A 19,230-nucleotide genomic window follows, 5' to 3' on the forward strand; every position below is an offset into this window, starting at 1 on the left:
AAAAAAATAATGTCTAGTATTAACTTGTTGTTAATGTGTATAGTTTTAACATACCGCTGATAATTTTGTAGATGATTATTATTAAAAACAATTTAATTTACCATAATAAAAAAACAAATAATTTTTACTTATTAGAAAATATGTCTGCTTATGTATCGATTTTACAATTGTTTTATAGAATAAAAACAAATGGTCCTTCTTAAGTTAATTAAACCCAAAAGTATTAAATCTACTATCTTAATTATGGATATGCTTGATTGATAAAATACTTTGACAAATGATAAGATGTATAACATATTATTCAACCAACTAGAAGAACATATGAAGAGATCACTAAACATGAGTTATTGTTTGATAAAACTTTTATGAAAAAAGGAGGGGGAATAAATGAAAGCAAAAATTATTGAAGTAAAAGCCAAGCCATCCCGATGTAAAATGAGAACTAAAATAATTTATAACTATTTTAGTTTTTTTCACTTTAGTGAAGTGGCTAATTTCACTTCTTTATCAGAAAAAGAACAATTACAAAATTTTCAATTGAACAACTGATAATTATTAAAATAATGAAATAATTTATAAGATAAAAAATATTTATTCATATTAAAACTCATTATTGTAATTTTACAACATAGGGGTTTTGTACAAATTTTTCTACATTTCCGAAGATCATAATTAAATTGAAAATTTTGTTTTGACTTCATAACTAATAAAATTAGAACCGCTATTATAAGCGTCTTAATTGTTTTTGTGCATTGAGCTTTAATCTTTATTAAATATTTAATTAACTGTTTTAAATTTAAAATATTGCTTATTTAATCTACTTTTCTTTGCGGATTCTATAAATTCATATTTTTTATCTTTCAACATTTTTATTGATTTCTTTAGTTTACGTATTAACTTCTTAAGATTATCCTTTATTCTTTAAGTGTTTTTACTAATTATATTAGTAAAAAGGTATATAAAAAATGAGCTTACTAAAAACTCATCCATTTAATTTATTTTTGATTTAAAAACTTCTTTGGGTATATACCCGACAAGTGTATCAGATAATTTCCCGTCTTTATAAATGAAGGTAGTCGGAACCCCTTGTACTTTCATTTCTGTTGCAAATTCTTGATTATCATCAATTTCTACTTTAAATGTATCAACATCTGTTGATAATTCTTCCAAAATTGGTGCCATCATCTTACATGGTCCACATCAAGCAGCAGTTACATTGATTAATGTGATTCCTTTATCATTTATTTTTCCTTTAACGTCTGACCCTTTTATATATTCAATCATATTTATATCCTAGTTAGTATGCTTTTGCAAATACGACTAGCCTCCTTGTTTTTTTCATTGTTATTATACACCCTTTGAGTTCCTTTAATTTGTAAGAAAATGGAATACATCTTGTTGAGGCCAAAGTCTCTAGTTTAATAAGATCTTCTTCTTTATCTCCTCCGGCAAATGGTGCAACCACAAACTTACCTTTTTGAATTAATTTTTTTAATTCTTCATATGTATCAGCCATAACTGTATTTGTTTTTAATCTATCTTTGGCAACATGTAATAAGTTGGCTTGAATTGCTTTTAGTAATTCATCAGTTTTTGTTTTGATATTTTCTATGTTGACTTGATATTTTTCGAGTGTGTCTCTTCTAACAAAAGTCACTTTGTTTTCTTGCAAATCTCTGGGACCGACTTCAATTCTTAATGGTGTTCCTTGAATTTCTGATTGTCCGGCTTTGAAACCAGGTCCTTTTGAAGATGCTTCTCTTCTAACTCTGAGTTTCCGACCAAGTATTTTCTCTAACTTCATTGCCATTTCTCTTACATCAGGGTTTTTATGACCAAAGACCTCGATGATATCAATTTGTGTGGGCGCAATCATGGGTGGAATAATAATTCCTCTATTGTCTCCGTGAGCCATAATTAAAGCTCCTATTAATCTTGTGGAGACTCCTCAAGAAGTTTGGAAACCATATTCTTGTTTGTTATCTTTGGTTTGAAATTTGATATTCATTGCTTTAGCAAAGTTTTGTCCTAAATAATGAGATGTTCCTGATTGGAGTGCCTTGCCATCTTTCATCATTGCTTCAATAGTGTAAGTAGTAACTGCCCCAGCAAATTTTTCTTTATGAGTTTTCTTGCCAATTAAAACGGGTATTGCTAAATACTTTTCAAGAAATTTGGCATATAGTTTGATCATTTTCCTTGTTATCTTGCGTGCCTCTGCTGAACTGGTATGAACGGTATGTCCTTCTTGTCATAAAAATTCAGAAGTTCTTAAAAATGGCCTAGTTGTTTTTTCTCAACGAATAACATTCGCTCATTGGTTGTATAATTTTGGTAGATCATTATGAGAATTAATTTCTTTTTGAAATAATTCACCAAAAAGCATTTCGGAAGTAGGCCTAATAACATAATGTTCTGAAAGTTCTTTATCGCCAACTTTGGTGATGGTTGCTAATTCAGGAGCAAACCCTTTGATGTGATCTGCTTCTCGATTAAGATATGATTTAGGAATGAGTAGCGGTAAATAGACATTTTGGATATGATTTTTTTTAAAGATGGCATTTAATTCTTTTTGAATATTTTCTCAAATACCATATGAAATTGGTTTAAAGATAATTGATCCTTTTGCTGGACCATACTCAATTAAATCTCCTTGTTTTACAACATCAGTAAACCACTGACTAAAATCTTCTTCTAGTGGTGTAATATTTTTTAATTTTCTCATAAGTTAATAATAACAAAAATACTCAAAAAAAGACCATTTTGGATAAATATTTAACAATTAGTTAGCTTTTTTTCATATCTTACTTTTCCGTAATTTAAATGAATAAATTTTATCCGCTTCTCTATAAAAAATTAAATAACATAATGAATTCAAATAACTTATATATTTTAAATAAAAATATGAAAGGCAAAATATGTTTTAAATATCATAATAGTGTTTAAGACCAATCTCTTCATTCATTTTTTCTTTCATATTATCTGTAGGATTTTCATGAATAATTATTGCACCTAACAATTGAGCCATCTTACTAATAGAAATTAATTGTATAAGGGAATGTGATGTTTGCATATTTGTTAATTCACTATCGACAATAATAAATTGTGGGTCAATTTTTCTCACAACATTTCTGATGGAATCATTAATCTTATTTATTTTAATGGCTAAAGTAAATCCGTTATCTTTTAAGTGCTTAATTATTTCTTTGGAAATGACATTGATTGAATACATATTAATTACATAAATTGCTGTTTTATATTTAAGTTTTTTGTAATTTTCAGCCAATCAATAATCATTAACGTCAATTAAAATAGGCTTAGAAATAGTTTTATCAATTCCCACAATTTCAGCAAATTTGTTAATAAGCAAATTTTTATTTTGAGGATTTCTTAATATTATTTTTTGTAATTCCGCTGTGATACCACTTACTTCAGCTGTGGCATATAAAACTATTTTTCGGTTGTTTTCTAATTTTTTAACAATTATCTCCTTATAAGATATTTCTTTATTTCTAATAGCGTTTCTAAAAATAACATTTGCTTCGGTTACTGCTTTATATTCATCCACATTAAATTCTGGATTATCTTTGCTAATAAATTTTGTGTTGGTTCTAATAGATAAATTAATACAAAAATCTAATGCTCCAATAACTGCATTAACTCTTGATTTAGTATTTATATTTTTTGAAACAACATATGATGTACCGTTATACAAGTTATTAAACCCTAGTATTTTTTCCTTTGATGATATTTTCTTAATAAGCTTTTTAAGAGATTTGTTCAGATTATCTAGATTACTATGACCAAGAGTTAGAATAGCCATACCAGATGTGATAAAGTAATAATTTTTATTTTTATTAGAAAAATATCTAATAGCTTCGAAAAATAATTCTTCAATATTTGAAAAACCATAGTTAAGATTGAAGGCCACAAATCCTATATAAGGAGTTTTTAAATTAACCACATCATTTTTGTCCATTAAGGTTAATTTATTTTTAGTATTTTTTTCTTTTTTAATTGTTCATCAGTTTATGGATAATGTAAAGTTTTCCGAATCAACAACTGGCGCTAATCTAATTTTAATTTTTTTGTATGTCTTTCTGCTTATATCTTTTTTTAAAATAATACCTCCAGCTTCTTGCGATTTTTGCACTGACATAATTAAATTTGTAAATATGCGCTCATTCTTACTTGTATCGAAAATATTGAAAGCTTTATTAAAATCAACTCATATCCCGGCCTTGACATTATTAACTACAGAATGATCATATGCTCGATTCCATTCACGATCAAAACTATTTATCTTGCGACCACGAGAGTCAAATGTATAAATTCTTCTACCATTAACTTTTTCATCATGTCTAATGCTGTTACTTCTAATTCAGATGATTGAACAAATTGTTAGTAATATCAATATTAATGGTAAAGAAATAGATAAACCTATTTTAAGTTGAAATTTTGTTTCCATTATTCACTCTCCCTTTTAATTGATTTATGATCTTTCATCAATGATTTAGTGCCATATGGAGCATTGAATAAAATCTCGGCCAAATCACCACTAATACTTATAATCTTACCTTTTCCAAATTTAGGATGAATAACCATATCATTTTCCTTCAGAGGTTTTTCGTTATTATAATTTTCAGAAAATTTCCTTGGAGCAATAAATTGAGATGTATGCTCTATAATGTCAATACCTAATTCATCAAGGAATCTAGATGGCTTCTTTTGAGTTTTATGATCAATGTTGCTGTAACCTCTTGAGTTGGAAATATATAGCTTCTTCTTTGCTCTTGTGATGGCAACATAAGCTAGTCTTCTTTCTTCTTCTAACCCTAATTTGTAATTTTCTTCAAGTGATCTAGAAGATGGAAATACTCCTTCTGAAAACCCAACAATAAAAACATGATCAAATTCTAAACCTTTTGCTGAATGAACTGTCATAAGTGAAACAAATTCATTGCTAAATTTATCTTGATCACCGTCTGCATACAAGGATATTTCAGTTAAGTATTGATGAATTCCAACATCAGGGTTTTCATTTTCTCATTGCTCAATTGATCTAATTAATTCTTTAATATTTTGGATTTTTGATTCTATTTCAAAACTATTAAAAATCCCATAGTATTTCACTTCGATCAAAAACTTTGATAGAACTTTAGAGATGGAATTAGAGCGAAGGGCTACTCTATATTTATTAACTAAATTAACAAATTTCCCTAATTCGTTTCTTTGATTTGTAGAAACGGGCAAATCTCTAAAGTGCTTTAAAATAGCTTCGGGCAAAGAAAGGTTTTTTTCAGTAGCAAATGCCAACAATTTTGATAATGTTACATTACCAAGTTTTCTTGACGGTACATTAATAACTCGATCAAGAGCCACTTCATCCCAATCATTAATTAACTTTAAAAAAGCAATACTATCCTTAACTTCTTGTCTTTTGTAGAATTTGACACCACCATAAATGATGTAAGGTAAATTAGATAAACTAAATTGCCTTTCAATTGATCGGGAAATATAGTTTGCACGATAAAGAACAGCGATGTTTCTTAAATCAACATTTTTATCTCTTAAAATTCTAATTTGAGAAGCAACTCATTTAGCTTCAGAGCTATCGGAAAATCCATGATAGAAAACAATTTTTTCTCCAATGGCATTATCTGAAAAAAGATTTTTTGACTCCCTATCTTTGTTGTGCTTAATTAGCTTGTTTGCAGCATCTAAAATATTTCTTGTTGAACGATAATTTTGATTCAAGATAACTAAAGCTGCTCCTTCAAAATCCTTTTGGAATTTTCTAAGTAATGTTGAATCAGCATTCCTTCAAGTATAAATTGTTTGGTCTGGATCTCCGACGATTGTAATGTTATTTGTTTTTGCCAAAACTTTAATAATTTCATATTGAATAATGGCTGTATCTTGAAATTCATCTACAAGAATATAGTCAAATTTGTTAGATCATTTTTCTCTAGCTTCAGGGGACTCTTGAAAAACACGAAAGACAAATAACAATAAATCATCAAAGTCAAGTGATTTATATTCTTTAGTTTTAATCTCATAATCACGATAAATACCAGCCATAATTTTTTCAGCATCACCGTCAGAAGCATCTAATAAATCTTCTGGTTTATTAAGTAATATTTTATTGCGTGATATAAAAGCAATCATTTGATTATAAGAAATGATCTTTGGTGAAAGATTGACTTTTTTATATAACGGAGAAAGAATTTGTCTTTGGTCAACTGTATCTAAAATATTGAAATTAGATGGATAACCAAAAAAACCTATTTCCTGTCGCAAGATTTTCACACACATTGAATGATAAGTTGAAATATTTGATTTATTAGCTTCTTCACCAACTAGTTTAATAACACGCTCTTTCATTTCATTAGCTGCCTTATTTGTAAATGTAACTGCTAGTATTTTTCATGGATCTATATTTTTTTCATTAATTAAGTAGGCCAACTTATGAGTAATTGTCATTGTTTTACCAGAACCAGCACCGGCAACAATAGATAAAGGTCCCTCTGTATGTAATACAGCGTTTTTTTGTTGCTCGTTTAGTCCATTTATAAGTTCAGACATTATTCTCCTTTATCGATTCATTTAACTGGGTTATTTTTAGCTTTTGTTGGTTTGATGGTTTTGGCTTTTTTAATAATTGGTATTTCTGTGAACTTATTAATTCAAACGGTTTTAGCAGATGCAAAGTTGTCATGCAAAGATATTCCGTTTTTTCTAATTAACCCTGAAATTCCAAATATTAATTGAATTATAACTATAACTCAAGAAGTTGTGGAAAATATTGCAACTCTAAATGCTTCTCAACCTTTATAAACAATGTCATTTTGTTTATCAATAAGTTTAATAATCAATGTGTGATTGATGAATGTAACCATAATAAAAATTAAAAATATTCAACTTAAACCAAAAAAAGTTTCTCGAATAATAATAGTTTTTTTAAGACTATATTTAAGTGGCACAATTTTTATTCTTGCAATATACATACCAATCGACTTGCCATTTCAATAACAAGGAATGAGTAAAAAAATAATTAAAAAAAGTAACGCCATGAAAATCATAAAGATGTAAAACATTCATGGTTCAATAAATTGTCTCTTATTGTTAATCTCATGAGTCATAAAATATGCCACAATCGTTGTTATGACACTAATGATTGCTAGATCAATTATTCTGGCTATAAGTTTTGGTCAAAATTTTACAATCTTATTTTCTTTTTTCATATTACTTAAATTCTTTATGCAACTTGATTAGAAAAGATGTTCTGGGTTCTATGTGTAAAAACGAAGATTCAGAATTCTTTCTTGCCATATATTGATTAGACTCCAAAAATGCACTAAATTCTTTTTGATTCAATGATTTAAATGATTTTTCAAGCTTCTTCAAAAGAACAGAGTTTTTACTAGCTCCGACAATACCAAATAAGAAGATAGCAATATTGAAAAAAGCGGCATACTCTATTTCCTGACTAAAGATGCGGTATGCTGATGAGATGGTAATGGTGTCCATCAGATATTGTCATTGTTTAATTATTTTAAGCGGATTAAAATTAATTGATACTTTCGATTTTGATATCACTAAAGACTTTGAAACGTTCGAATATGTTTTAGCTACAGCAAAAGCTCTATATGTGTTACTAATAGAAAACCTGGAATTAATACTTATAGATTCGTTGTATTTAGTAGTTTTTTTAAGAATTGAACTTTTAAATAACTTGTTAAAATCAAAGGCATAGGCATATGCAACCACTTCCAAATTATCATGTATATCTACTAATTTTGGTATTTTAAGTCTAATTCTTCCATTAAATTTGATTGGTTCCTTAAATGTTGCTTTAAACTCAATAATATCAGCCTTAGAATTATCTATCACTTCTAATGATTCTTCAACAAAAGTTTTTCTAATAATATCCCCAGTAGACATAATGATAGAATATGCACCTTTTGCTTTATTAATACCAGTTTGAACGGCAGCTGATCTACCAATTCTTGATGAATTGTATATAACTTGCATTTTTTTTTCAATGTTTTTTTTATGCTCTTCAACCACATCTAAAATATGATTTTTATTAGTGTCAATAATTAAAATAACTTCGTAATTCTTTGAAGTTTGAGCTTTAATTATTTTAAAAAATTTATCTAAATCTTTGGATTCTCTATAAACTGGAACTATTATTGATAATTTCATTATCACTCTCCCTTTAAATATAATTTTATCATTATTTATAAATAAAAAACAATAAATGGTTATTTACATTCTTAGGTTTTTTGGTGTTCTAGGAAAAGGAATCGAATCTCTAATGTTATCAAGCCCAGTCACATACATAACTAATCTCTCAAACCCAAGACCAAATCCTGCTGACATAGACCCGCCAAACCTTCTTAAATCAAGATATCATTGTAGATCTTCTTTTTCCATCTTTAATTCATCAAGCTTTGTTTCTAATTTATTTAAGTTCATTTCTCTTTGAGAACCACCAATTAATTCTCCAATTCCTGGAGCCAACACATCAAATGCAGCTACAGAAACACCATCATCATTTTGATGCATATAGAATGATTTAATTTCTTTGGGATAATTAATAACAGCTACCAAACCTCCAACAAATGTGTCCGCTAAATATTTTTCATGTTCTGTATTTAAATCCATTCCAAATTTAATATCTTTATTGTTGAATTGACCTTTGACTTTTCCTATTTCTTTAATAGCGTCTTTATAATCTAAAATAGTTATATTTCTTTGTAAAACTTTATCTAATTTTTCTAATAGTGTTTTGTCAACCAATTTATTTAAAAATTCAAATTCTTTTGGAAGTTTTTTGATAGTTCCTTTAATTACTTTTTTAAGCATCTTATCAGAAAGTTTAATAATTTTTGATAAATCATAAAAAGCAACTTCAGGTTCTAACATTCAAAATTCTGCAGCATGTCTTTTCGTATTTGAAAGTTCAGCTCTAAAAGTGGGGGCGAATGTATAAACTTTCCCAAACCCTTGAGCATAAGCTTCCGCATGTAATTGACCAGTAACACCCAAAGTAGCCCTTCTATTAAAAAATAATCCCTTAGATTCATCATCAACTATAAAAGCTTCGCCAGCTCCTTCGCCATCATTAGATGTAATGATAGGAGATGACATTAATAAAAAGTTCTCATCAGCAAAAAACTTATGAATTTCTTGAGCAAGAGTTGATCTGACTCTCATCACAGCTCTAAATAAATTTGTTCTATGCCTAACATGAGGTATTTCTCTTAAAACATCTTTCGATATGCCTTGTTTTTGAAGAGGGTAGTCTTCATCAGCTATTTTTAAAATAGTAGATTTAACAGAAATAACTTCTAGACTTTGTTTGACATCTGGAGTTAATTTTATTTGACCTTCAATACTAACTGATGATCCGATTCTAACCTTACCAAATGTGATTGCTTCATGTTCTTTCAAAACAACCTGAATATTTTCAAATGTTGAACCATCATTTACTATTAAAAATCTAATGTTATTATTTCCGCGATTAGAAATAACTCAACCCTTGATAGAAGTTGATTCTTCTTTTTTGTTTTCAAATATTTTTTTAATTGACATATTTTCTCCTTAATAAGATCTATGTGGTAAAACTAATTGAATTAATAATTTATTTGATGATGATTTAATTATAAATGGTTTTTGTGGACCATTGAATCCAATTTTAACTTCACCACTAAATCTTGAAATAGCTTCTTTAAGAAACTGACCATTAAAAGCAATTTCTATTTTAGCACCTGTTTTTGAAAAAGAATTTGTTTTCGCAAATAAATCACCGATTTGATCACGTTTTGATTCTAATGCTAAAACATCTTCATCAATTGTTAACTTTACAACAACGTTTGATTCGCTAGTCATAACCATTGCTTTATCTAATAAATTGCTTAATATTTTTGTATTAACTATCACTTCAGTTTCAAAATTATTTGGAATTAAACGTTTAATTTCCGGATAGATTCCGTCGATTAATTTAGAAACAATAGTTGTGTTTTTAAATTGTGTCACAATCTTGGCATCAGTTACCCATAATTTGATATCGTTTTTAACATTAGTGGGAATAAAATGTCTTAAATTTTTAGAAAGAATAGAAATATTAAATTCAATATTAGATTCAACTTCAATTTCTTTACAAGCAAGCCTAAAAGAATTTGTTGCCCCAATGGTTAAAATTTTGTTTTGTAATGATAAATTAACACCATTAAGAATAATTCTTTTATCTCCATCTGATGCTGCAAAAGCAACTTCACTAATAATTTTTTTTAATTCTTCAGCATTAATAATAAATTCTTCACCATAATTATCAAACGAAATAATTGGGTATTCATTAACATCAAGTAGATTAATATGTACTTTAGAATCAAGAGATTCAATAATCACAGATTCTTTTTCTTTGAAAATAGTAATTTCTTCATCTTGTTTTTTAATGATATCAATAAATAATTTACCAGGAATAAGTGCTTTTCCAGGTTCAATTATTTCTAATCCATCATTTTTTTCAATTATTTCTTTAATTGATAAATTACTATTTGAAGTTGTAAATATTATTTGATTTTCTAAAACAACAATCATAATACCTTGCAACGATGTTAAAGCTGAATGAGGATTCAATGCTTTTGCACATGTCTCTAATGTATTTAATAATGTTTTTTTATTAATTTTAATTTTCATATTTTTCCCCTTTTATTTAGTTATTGTTATTTGTTTATTATTATTAGGTCTGTGGATATAGTGGATAACTGCTTATAACCCCATTGATAAAGGGATTTGATTGTGTGAAGTTATCCACCTTATTTTACTGTATTAATGTTACTTTCTAATTTATTTAACGCAGATTTAACTGCTGAATTTAATTTCATACTTGTTTCAATGTTTTGGACTGCACTGATAACTGTTGAGTGATCCCTGTTAAATATATTTCCAATTTCTTTATATGGTTTCTTTAATACACTTCTAACTAATCACATCGTCATTTGTCTAGCAAACGCCACATCTTTTTTTCTTGATTTACTCATCAAAACTTTTTTTGGTATTTTGTAATATTTGGCTACGACATTAATAATTCTTTGTGGGGTTAATTCACTTGGATCGATGGTTAATTCCTTAAAGATAGAACTAATAACAGTATAGGTATATTTAATATTCGATTCAGACATAGTGAAGAAGACAACTCTTTTAACTGCTCCTTCAATAGACCGAATAGATGATGAATTATTCCGAGCTACAAATTTTAATGCTTCTTTTTCTCATTGATCTGGTTTTAGTTTTTGTTCCTTTAATTTAAATTTCAAAATTTTCATTAAATCTTCTATTTCTGGAAAGTGAATTTTTTCAGTTAAACCTGAAACAAACCTAGTGACGAAACGCTCTTCAAATCCTGATAATTCTTGAGGGGTTTTATCAGAGACAACAACAATTTGTTTTTTGTTTTGAGTATGGTAGTTAATGATATTAAATAATACTTTCAATGTAACTTGTCTGTCGCCCAAATATTGAATATCGTCAAATAATAAAATATCAAAATCAACCATAGAATCAATAAACTTAGAAATAGCATCACCACCTTCTCTTGATAACTCTCTAATTGTTCTTGTGAAATTATTTGGTTCAATATAGGCTGCCGAAAATCCTTTATCCAAGAAATCGTTGGCAATTGCATGTAAAAGGTGTGTTTTGCCTAAACCTGAACTTGAAGTTATAAACAGCGGTGAAAATATTCCTGGATTGTTTGAAAGTTTTTTTGCTACATTAACTGTGGTTTCGTTAAATGTTGAAGTAACATAGTTTTTAAAGGTTAATTTTTCTGAAATATACATAGATTTTGAAATAGTTTTTTCACCCATTTGAATATATTCCACTTCACTAGCAACATTAAAAGTGATGTCCATCTTTTTTTCAAATATTTGGTCAATTCCACTTTGAAATTCTTCCATATATGTATCCAACAATAAAATCTTCACTCTATATGAAGAAACTAATATTGATACCTTAGTTTCGTTTATTTGGAATAATTTTAGGTCTCTAATAAAAGAATTAAGAATCATTTCATCTGCTACGATAGCCTCAAGGTATTCAACAAGTAATGAAGTGTTTGTTTGATCAGAAAGTGATGTTTTTATTACAGAATTTTCTTTTTTCATACCTAAAGTATATTACATATAAAACAATATTTTTTAATGTTGATAAATGGGCATTTTTTGTATTGCTTAGAAAGATAGTTATCCACAATCGAAAGCCCTACAAATAAGCTTTTTTAATAGTTATCAACATTATTGATATATTTCTTATTCTTAATGTCCAATTTTTGCTTTTTTATGTTTGATGTTTGATGCTATATTTGTTGATTTAAAAAAAGTTGACTTTTAATGTTTTTTTTAAAAAAATGATATACTTTAAAGGCAACTAAAGGAGTTCCAAATGACAAAGAGAACATATCAACCTAATAAAAGAAAAAGAGCCAAAACACATGGTTTTAGAATCAGAATGGCAAGTGCATCTGGTCGTAGTATATTGAGAAGAAGAAGACTTAAAGGTAGATCTAAATTAACCGTTTCTTCAGAAGCTTAATGTTTAAAAAAAATATTTTAAGAAAGAATTATGATTTTCAGAAAGTAATCAACTTAGGTAATCAAAAAGTTTCAAAATACTTAATACTCTACATGAGAGAAAATCAAAAAGAATTAAAAGTCGGAATTTCAGTTTCTAAAAAGTTTGCAAATGCTGTTTACAGAAATAAGTATAAAAGACAAGTGCGACATTTATTGGATATTTTGAATTTATATTCAAAAAAAATGGATGTTGTATTAATTGTTAGAAGACCATTCCTAAAATTATCATTTACTAGGAAACTAGATGAAATCAAGAAAACATTTGAAGGGATTTAATGAAACAAAATAAGTCTAATAACTATGATTGATTCCAGGTAAAGGGTCCTGGAGAGAAGCGAGATCTAAAAGAAAAATTAAAACTTTTTTGAAAATTTTTCAGAATGTTTCTTTATTTATCGCTTTTTGTCTTTACTATGACTGGTTGTGTACAGGTGCTTATTGTAAAAGTAGATACTAAAATTGGTCGCGGTGTTGAATTTTATGCAAATAAAGACAAAGTCTCACCTCATATTACAAACTTTTCCTTAAAGAACACAAAACATAAACAAACCACTTTAACTGTTGATGATAAAACAACTGTAGTTCATGCATATGAAACATATGACCTAAGAATTGACCCTAAAGACACTATATGAATTGATGACAAGACACTTTTAAAAACAATTAGAGTTGATGTTATAGGGAGACCATTGCAAGATGCATATAAAGGCGCTAATGAAGCTGCTGCCATAACAGGTGATGTTACTATGGCAAATACTCCCAAAGGTCAAGTGCTTAATAATGCAAATGGTTTGCCTATGGTTCTATCAACATTAGGAAACAAAGGCCTTAAATATATTGATTACTTCAAAAATAAAACAGCTAATATTAATAATGGTATTAAGGGAATCGGAAATCATCTATATATAGATCCCATAGAATTGCGGTATGTGGATCCTACATCTATTGTTGCTACGACCGATAAACAATTTTTTGGTCTAGATATTATTAATAGTATTTTGGCAAAAAATGTGACATCTACAATGACTTTAGCGCAATGGATAAAAAAAATACTAAATGATGATTTTCTTGAATTATATGAAACAATTGAAGGTAAACATCAAATTAAAGATGCTAATAATATTATGGGAACATTATATGGATATGCAGGAATAATTGCCCAGATCCCAATGACGAAAGGTGCAACAATTTCTAAATTAACTTTTAGTGAAAATTTTATGCCTGGAGTGGGTTCTAATTTAAAAACTAATTATCGCCCCTTTGTTAGGTGAGGTGATGCATGAAGTGTTGGTCCTTTTTATGGGATATTTGTTTATCCTATCGCAACAATTGCCGCTAAATTAATTGATGGCCTTGGTGACATGGATGGATGAGAAACTCTGATCACAATTTTCATTGTTGTTTGGGCAATACGTGCCTTTACCTTTGCATTGTCATTTAAATCAACTATGCAACAAACTAAAATGCAAGAAATGGCTGGTAAAAAAGCTATCATTGATGCTAAATACGCAAATCATAAAGGTAATAAACAAATGGAACAGCGACAAAAACAGGAAGTCTCGGAACTTTACAAGAAAGAGGGGATCAACCCATTGGGAAGTATTGGGTCAATATTCCTAACTATGCCATTCTTCTTGGCTATGTGGCGTGTTATTGGTGCTCTTCCCCATATAAAGGCAACGGTTTGGATCGGAATTAACTTTTCTGCAACATCATATAAGGAATTAATGACATGGACGGAGTGACAATATTTACCATTAATGATTCTAGCTGCATTCTTTGCAGTCATGCAGCAGTTAATGCCTCGACTGCTCACGCGTAAGCGGAATAATAATAGAATAAATGTTCACCAAAAAGCTGCTATGAAGAAAAATAACAAGACTCAGAACATTATGATGATTGTCTTTGGTATCATGGGATTAGCCTTCTCAGCTGGTATGCAAGTTTACTGAATTGCTGGTGGTATGTGAATGATCCTTCAATCATATGCAACTCATAGATTCTTTATCTACCAACACCGAAGCAAACGTAAAAAGTAGTAAAATAAAACATTTTTTGTGTTTTTTATTAAAACTTTCCTCTTTTTGCTACATATTTAAATAAGGAGATATGTGAAATTACTATTTAGAATTGCTTTATTAATTATGCCTTTTTCATTACTTGGTTGTTCAAACAAGCAAAGCAATGATCACTTAAAAATTATTTCTGTTCATGATGGAGATACTTTTACTGATGAACATAAAACTATTTATAGGCTCTTTGGCGTTGATACTCCAGAAGTGTCTGATCAATACCATAATTTTGAACCAACTACCGGTATTGAAGCTTTATATGCTTATGAGGCCACCATACTTGCGAAATCTTTGATCTTAAATAAAGTTACAAGTATTGACACCATTACGATAGGTAAATTCGGTAGAACAATTGCACAGGTTAGTTTTAATAACAAGGATCTAGCAATCGAGTTGTTAAAAGTTGGTCTTGCGAGAGTTGCCTATATAAGTGTTGATCAAAAAAATCCTTATTTCACAAATAGACACGAATACTATAAACAACTACTAGATGCTCAGTATCACGCTGCTAAAAACAAATTAGGTTTTTGAAGATGGCCAGATAGATATAAAGAAATATTTCCCAAAAGTGCATAAAAATAGTATCTTTATATGGTATTATTAATTAGCAAATAAATATAGGTCAAAGCACCTATGTGGAAGGAATTGTTATGAAAAAAGATATTCATCCTACATCAACCAAACAAGAAATTAAATGCTCAACATGTGATTATGTACACAATATAATTTTAACTGTAAAAGATATTAGTATCGATATATGTTCAAATTGTCACGGTTTTTATACTGGTAATACAGGTGCTGTTAAAGCGACAGGTAGAGTTGAAAGATTCAACAAAATATTGAGCGGACAAAAAAAGACTAAAAAATAGACTAAAGAAAACATTGATTTTATCAATGTTTTTTATGTCGAATTATTTGATTAATAAAGTAATGTTATACTTACCAAATAAAGTTCCATTCAGAGATAATGTATAAGTAAATTCGTCAACACCTTTTCCTGATTTTAATTCCGTCATATAAGAGTTAAGCGTTTGAAGCCCTGCTGGCGTTTGAAAAGCATTATCCAAAGACTTATTTAGAGCTATATTAATCGTCGAGGGGCCCGCAAAGATATTGACAAATTTATTTGATATTTCCACTCTATTGAAAACACCGCTCGATGGATCCTGGAATTCATAAATTTTGAAATTACCTTCTCTAGTAACTTGTACTTCTGAAGAAAATTCAATCTTGTTTTTTTGGCCATTTTGTTCAATGTTAGATGTGAAAGTTAGAGTCATTATTTTAACCTTTCCTTAATTAGTTCTTCTCCAAATAAATAAATAGCCTTTGCCAATTCAGGGCCATGCTCTTGGTAAGTGGTTTCAAGTCTAATTGGCATAAATAAATCTTTACCTTTTACATTACAAATATCTTTTACTAAATTAATTGATTCTTGAATATTTTCTGATGTAAATTCTTTTTTATTAAGTTCCTTTGCAAAGACGCTAACTACTTTAGAGTGTTCTATTTTTTTAACTGATGTATCATCATATATCTTCAAATTATTTTCTAGATCAAGATAAGTTACAGCACTTTGTTTATACGTGTTTAAAAACATTTCAGTTCATTCGCTATCATGAGAAATATGAACAAATTTTAGTAGTTCATTGTTATCCATTTTTTTAATATATTCTTTAGAAAACCAATCCATTTTTTTAATATCAAATTTTGATGGAGATCTTGAAAGTCTGGTTGGATCAAAATCTTTAATTAATTCTTCTTTTGATAAAATTTCCCTCGCATCCTTATGTGTTCATCCAAGCAGAGCAAGAAAATTAACTATAGCATGAGGATTATATCCACTATTTTTATAGTCACTGATAAATTGTTTCATATGAGTATCTCTTTTGGATAATTTTTTGCCTTCCATATTTGTAATGATTGTGAAGTGAGCAAACTTTGGTGCTTCTCATCCAAAGGCATCATATAGAGCTAATTGTTTGGGAGTGTTGGTGATATGTTCTTCTCCACGATGAACATCAGATATTTCCATATCATGATCATCAACAACCGCAGCAAAGTTATAGGTAGGGTAACCATCTGTTTTTTTAATAACAAAATCTCCAATATCATTTGTGTTAACAGCAATTTTTCCCCGAACAATATCTTTTCATTCATATCATTTATCTTTCTTAAGAGAAAGCCTTATTGTATATTCTCCAGCTGTATCTCTTCTTTTTGTTTCTTCCTCTGATATTTTTAGCCAATTTTTATGGTATCTAAAAGAGGCTACGCCGATAGATTCTTGTTCATCTCTTTGTTTGGTTAATTCATCCGTAGAATCATATGCCTTATAAGCTTTTCCAACTTCTAATAATTGATTAATTAATTCATTGTATCTAATTAAGTTTTCACTTTGTCTATATGGTCCATATTTAGCAACAGGGTTAATCGGTGACTCATCAGGAATAATTCCTAACCACTCTAGATTTTCTAATTGTGATTTTTCGCCATCGCTTATATTTCTAGCAATATCTGTATCTTCGATTCTAACTATAAAATCACCATTAAAGTGCTTTGCATATAAATAAGCAAATAATGCTGTTCTTGCTCCACCAATGTGTAAGTATCCAGTAGGTGAAGGAGCGTACCTTGTTCTTGTTCTTTTCATAATATTTATTTTATCATTTATAGATAATGTTTTTATATAATGTAACCAATATGGAAAAACAAATGTACCACTCACTAAAAGAAATATATCAAAAATACTTGGAGTTGAATGATTCTCTTAGTGATTCAAACATCGCGAGCAATATTACAAAATACAAAAAGATTGTCTCTGAGATGAATGCAATTAAGGATGTTTCTATGATGTTTGCAAAATATTTAAAATTAGAAACATCAGTTAAAGATGATAAATATATTTTAAAAACTGAAAAAGATCCTGAGATGATTGAAATGGCCAAAATAGGGATATATGATAATGAACCGCAACTTAGTGATTTTGAAGCGAAGCTCAAAATTCTACTATTACCAAAAGATAAAAATGACGATAAAAATGTAATTATGGAAATTCGGGGAGCTGCTGGTGGAGATGAAGCCAACATCTTTGCTGGAGATTTATTTAATATGTATAAAGGTTGAGCATCTCTAAATGACATGAAAGTAGAGATTTTGGAAACATCAAAAGGTGGATCTGGTGGATTTTCATTACTGATATTTAAAGTTGCTGGCAAAAATGTTTATTCAAAGTTAAAGTATGAATCAGGCGTACATAGAGTTCAAAGAATCCCTGCCACAGAAACACAAGGTAGAGTTCATACTTCAACAACAACAGTCACTGTCATGCCTGAAGTCGATGAATCTGTCATGGAAGAGCTAAAGACATCAGATCTTAAAATTGATACTTATCGCTCTTCAGGAGCAGGGGGGCAGTCGGTTAATACAACTGATTCAGCAGTGAGGATCACTCATATGCCAACGGGAATTGTTGCTTCTTCTCAAGATGGTAAATCACAAATATCTAATAAAGAGCTAGCATTGAAAGTTCTTAAAGCAAGAATTTATGAAAAGCAACTTCAAAAAGAAGACGAAGAAGCTGGAGTATATAGAAAACTTGCGGGTTCTGGTGCTCGTTCTGAGAAAATTAGGACTTATAATTACCCACAAGATAGAGTTACAGACCATAGAATATCATTCTCAACGTCTTTAAAAAATGTTGTGACCGGAAAAATAGATCCAATTATTAGTGCACTCCTAGCAGAAGAGCAAGCTGAAAAAATTAAGGATGCAGGAATTTAATCATGTTTTTTCTTATATCATTTAATTATGAATAAAATAGATCTATTACTTCAAGAAAAAAGAAGACACAGCCTAAAAGAAGAGGTGTCAAAAAAAGAAAAAGCTCTTTTAAATAAAGGTATCCCTATTCAAAAGATTATGGGTTTTATTGATTTTGATAATCTTAAAATTATGATTAATAAAAATGTTTTAATACCAAGATATGAAACTCAAGAAGTTCTTCATAAAGCACTAGAATTTATTGGTTCTACTCATAGTGTTTTGGACCTTTGCTGTGGTAGTGGATATATTGGTCTAACTATAAAACAAAAGACAGGGGCGAGAGTTGTACTTTCTGATATTTCAGATGATGCAATTCAGCAAACAAAAAATAATGCAAAAGCAAATGGTCTGGATGTTCAAGTTATAAAGTCAAATATGTTTAAGTCTATTACTCAAAAATTTGATGTAATTGTTTCTAATCCTCCCTATATACCCAATGGTAGCATTATAGATGCAAGTGTTATTAACAACGAACCCGATATTGCTTTATTTGCTGGAGAAGATGGTAATGATTTTTATAAAATAATAATTAGTGAATCAGAGCAATACCTTAATCCAAATGGCACTATTATTTTTGAAATATCAGAACATAATCAAAAATACATCAAAATGCATGGCTTTAAGGTTTTAAATGATATAAATAAAAAACCTAGAATTGCTTACAAGACTTATAAATAACACAATTATTT

19 protein-coding genes are annotated in these 19,230 nt (G+C 28.9%); 8 read left to right on the plus strand and 11 right to left on the minus strand.

Features of this window, described 5'->3' with window-relative positions; genetic code table 4:
* The first annotated feature begins 387 nt into the window (after positions 1 to 387).
* Positions 388 to 552 (plus strand): hypothetical protein, encoded by a 165-nt coding sequence (locus O3I44_RS00115; protein WP_303717172.1) that lies wholly within the window; start codon positions 388 to 390, stop codon positions 550 to 552.
* A gap of 438 nt (positions 553 to 990) precedes the next feature.
* Here the strand turns inward: O3I44_RS00115 and O3I44_RS00120 are convergent, their stop codons facing one another.
* The 9 genes from O3I44_RS00120 to dnaA form a co-directional block, all read right to left on the minus strand.
* Positions 991 to 1,284, minus strand: a complete 294-nt coding sequence (locus tag O3I44_RS00120) for a thioredoxin family protein (RefSeq protein WP_303717173.1) — start codon at positions 1,282 to 1,284, stop codon at positions 991 to 993.
* Positions 1,285 to 1,297: 13 nt separating this feature from the next.
* Positions 1,298 to 2,725 (minus strand): proline--tRNA ligase, encoded by a 1,428-nt coding sequence (gene proS / locus O3I44_RS00125; RefSeq protein WP_303717174.1) that lies wholly within the window; start codon positions 2,723 to 2,725, stop codon positions 1,298 to 1,300.
* 198 nt (positions 2,726 to 2,923) lie between these two features.
* The gene (locus tag O3I44_RS00130; RefSeq protein ID WP_303717175.1) at positions 2,924 to 4,468 is read right to left on the minus strand and encodes an MHO_4530 family protein; all 1,545 of its coding nucleotides are present in this window, start codon (positions 4,466 to 4,468) and stop codon (positions 2,924 to 2,926) included.
* The gene (locus O3I44_RS00135; protein ID WP_303717176.1) at positions 4,468 to 6,585 is read right to left on the minus strand and encodes an ATP-dependent helicase; all 2,118 of its coding nucleotides are present in this window, start codon (positions 6,583 to 6,585) and stop codon (positions 4,468 to 4,470) included. The genes O3I44_RS00130 and O3I44_RS00135 overlap by 1 nt, the downstream gene beginning before the upstream one ends.
* Positions 6,585 to 7,244, minus strand: a complete 660-nt coding sequence (locus tag O3I44_RS00140) for an RDD family protein (protein ID WP_303717177.1) — start codon at positions 7,242 to 7,244, stop codon at positions 6,585 to 6,587. The genes O3I44_RS00135 and O3I44_RS00140 overlap by 1 nt, the downstream gene beginning before the upstream one ends.
* A gap of 1 nt (position 7,245) precedes the next feature.
* On the minus strand, positions 7,246 to 8,208 hold the full coding sequence (locus O3I44_RS00145; RefSeq protein WP_303717178.1) for a glycosyltransferase family 2 protein: 963 nt from the start codon (positions 8,206 to 8,208) through the stop codon (positions 7,246 to 7,248).
* Between the two features lie 63 nt (positions 8,209 to 8,271).
* Positions 8,272 to 9,600: an asparagine--tRNA ligase gene (gene asnS, locus O3I44_RS00150; protein ID WP_303717179.1), complete on the minus strand. Its 1,329-nt coding sequence runs from the start codon at positions 9,598 to 9,600 to the stop codon at positions 8,272 to 8,274.
* 9 nt (positions 9,601 to 9,609) lie between these two features.
* On the minus strand, positions 9,610 to 10,707 hold the full coding sequence (gene dnaN, locus O3I44_RS00155) for a DNA polymerase III subunit beta (protein ID WP_303717180.1): 1,098 nt from the start codon (positions 10,705 to 10,707) through the stop codon (positions 9,610 to 9,612).
* A gap of 119 nt (positions 10,708 to 10,826) precedes the next feature.
* On the minus strand, positions 10,827 to 12,176 hold the full coding sequence (gene dnaA / locus O3I44_RS00160) for a chromosomal replication initiator protein DnaA (protein ID WP_303717181.1): 1,350 nt from the start codon (positions 12,174 to 12,176) through the stop codon (positions 10,827 to 10,829).
* Positions 12,177 to 12,453: 277 nt separating this feature from the next.
* On the opposite strand from dnaA, the gene rpmH reads away from it, so the two are divergent.
* From rpmH to rpmE, 5 genes are all read left to right on the plus strand, one after another.
* The gene (gene rpmH / locus O3I44_RS00165) at positions 12,454 to 12,603 is read left to right on the plus strand and encodes a 50S ribosomal protein L34 (protein WP_303717182.1); all 150 of its coding nucleotides are present in this window, start codon (positions 12,454 to 12,456) and stop codon (positions 12,601 to 12,603) included.
* Positions 12,603 to 12,920, plus strand: a complete 318-nt coding sequence (gene rnpA, locus O3I44_RS00170) for a ribonuclease P protein component (protein ID WP_303717183.1) — start codon at positions 12,603 to 12,605, stop codon at positions 12,918 to 12,920. The genes rpmH and rnpA overlap by 1 nt, the downstream gene beginning before the upstream one ends.
* A complete protein-coding gene (gene yidC / locus O3I44_RS00175) occupies positions 12,920 to 14,683 on the plus strand; it encodes a membrane protein insertase YidC (RefSeq protein WP_303717184.1) in 1,764 nt (587 codons plus the stop codon). Before rnpA ends, yidC begins: the two co-directional genes overlap by 1 nt.
* Before the next feature lie 72 nt (positions 14,684 to 14,755).
* Positions 14,756 to 15,292 carry a thermonuclease family protein gene (locus tag O3I44_RS00180; protein WP_303717185.1) on the plus strand — a complete coding sequence of 179 codons (537 nt, stop codon included), beginning with the start codon at positions 14,756 to 14,758 and terminating at the stop codon, positions 15,290 to 15,292.
* A 74-nt stretch (positions 15,293 to 15,366) separates the two neighbouring features.
* A complete protein-coding gene (gene rpmE, locus O3I44_RS00185) occupies positions 15,367 to 15,585 on the plus strand; it encodes a 50S ribosomal protein L31 (RefSeq protein WP_303717186.1) in 219 nt (72 codons plus the stop codon).
* A 42-nt stretch (positions 15,586 to 15,627) separates the two neighbouring features.
* Here the strand turns inward: rpmE and O3I44_RS00190 are convergent, their stop codons facing one another.
* Both O3I44_RS00190 and gltX read right to left on the minus strand, forming a co-directional pair.
* Positions 15,628 to 15,996 carry a DUF1934 family protein gene (locus O3I44_RS00190; RefSeq protein WP_303717187.1) on the minus strand — a complete coding sequence of 123 codons (369 nt, stop codon included), beginning with the start codon at positions 15,994 to 15,996 and terminating at the stop codon, positions 15,628 to 15,630.
* Positions 15,996 to 17,369, minus strand: coding sequence for a glutamate--tRNA ligase (gene gltX, locus O3I44_RS00195; protein ID WP_303717188.1), 1,374 nt, complete (start codon positions 17,367 to 17,369; stop codon positions 15,996 to 15,998). Before gltX ends, O3I44_RS00190 begins: the two co-directional genes overlap by 1 nt.
* A 50-nt stretch (positions 17,370 to 17,419) precedes the next feature.
* Between gltX and prfA the strand changes: the two genes are divergently transcribed.
* On the plus strand, positions 17,420 to 18,499 hold the full coding sequence (gene prfA, locus O3I44_RS00200) for a peptide chain release factor 1 (RefSeq protein ID WP_303717189.1): 1,080 nt from the start codon (positions 17,420 to 17,422) through the stop codon (positions 18,497 to 18,499).
* Between the two features lie 27 nt (positions 18,500 to 18,526).
* Entirely contained in the window at positions 18,527 to 19,219 is a 693-nt protein-coding gene (prmC, locus tag O3I44_RS00205; RefSeq protein WP_303717190.1) for a peptide chain release factor N(5)-glutamine methyltransferase, read from the plus strand.
* Positions 19,220 to 19,230 lie beyond the last annotated feature (11 nt).

It is taken from the genome of Candidatus Mycoplasma mahonii, assembly GCF_030550815.1.
Taxonomy (GTDB): domain Bacteria; phylum Bacillota_I; class Bacilli_A; order Mycoplasmatales; family Metamycoplasmataceae; genus Mycoplasma_O; species Mycoplasma_O mahonii.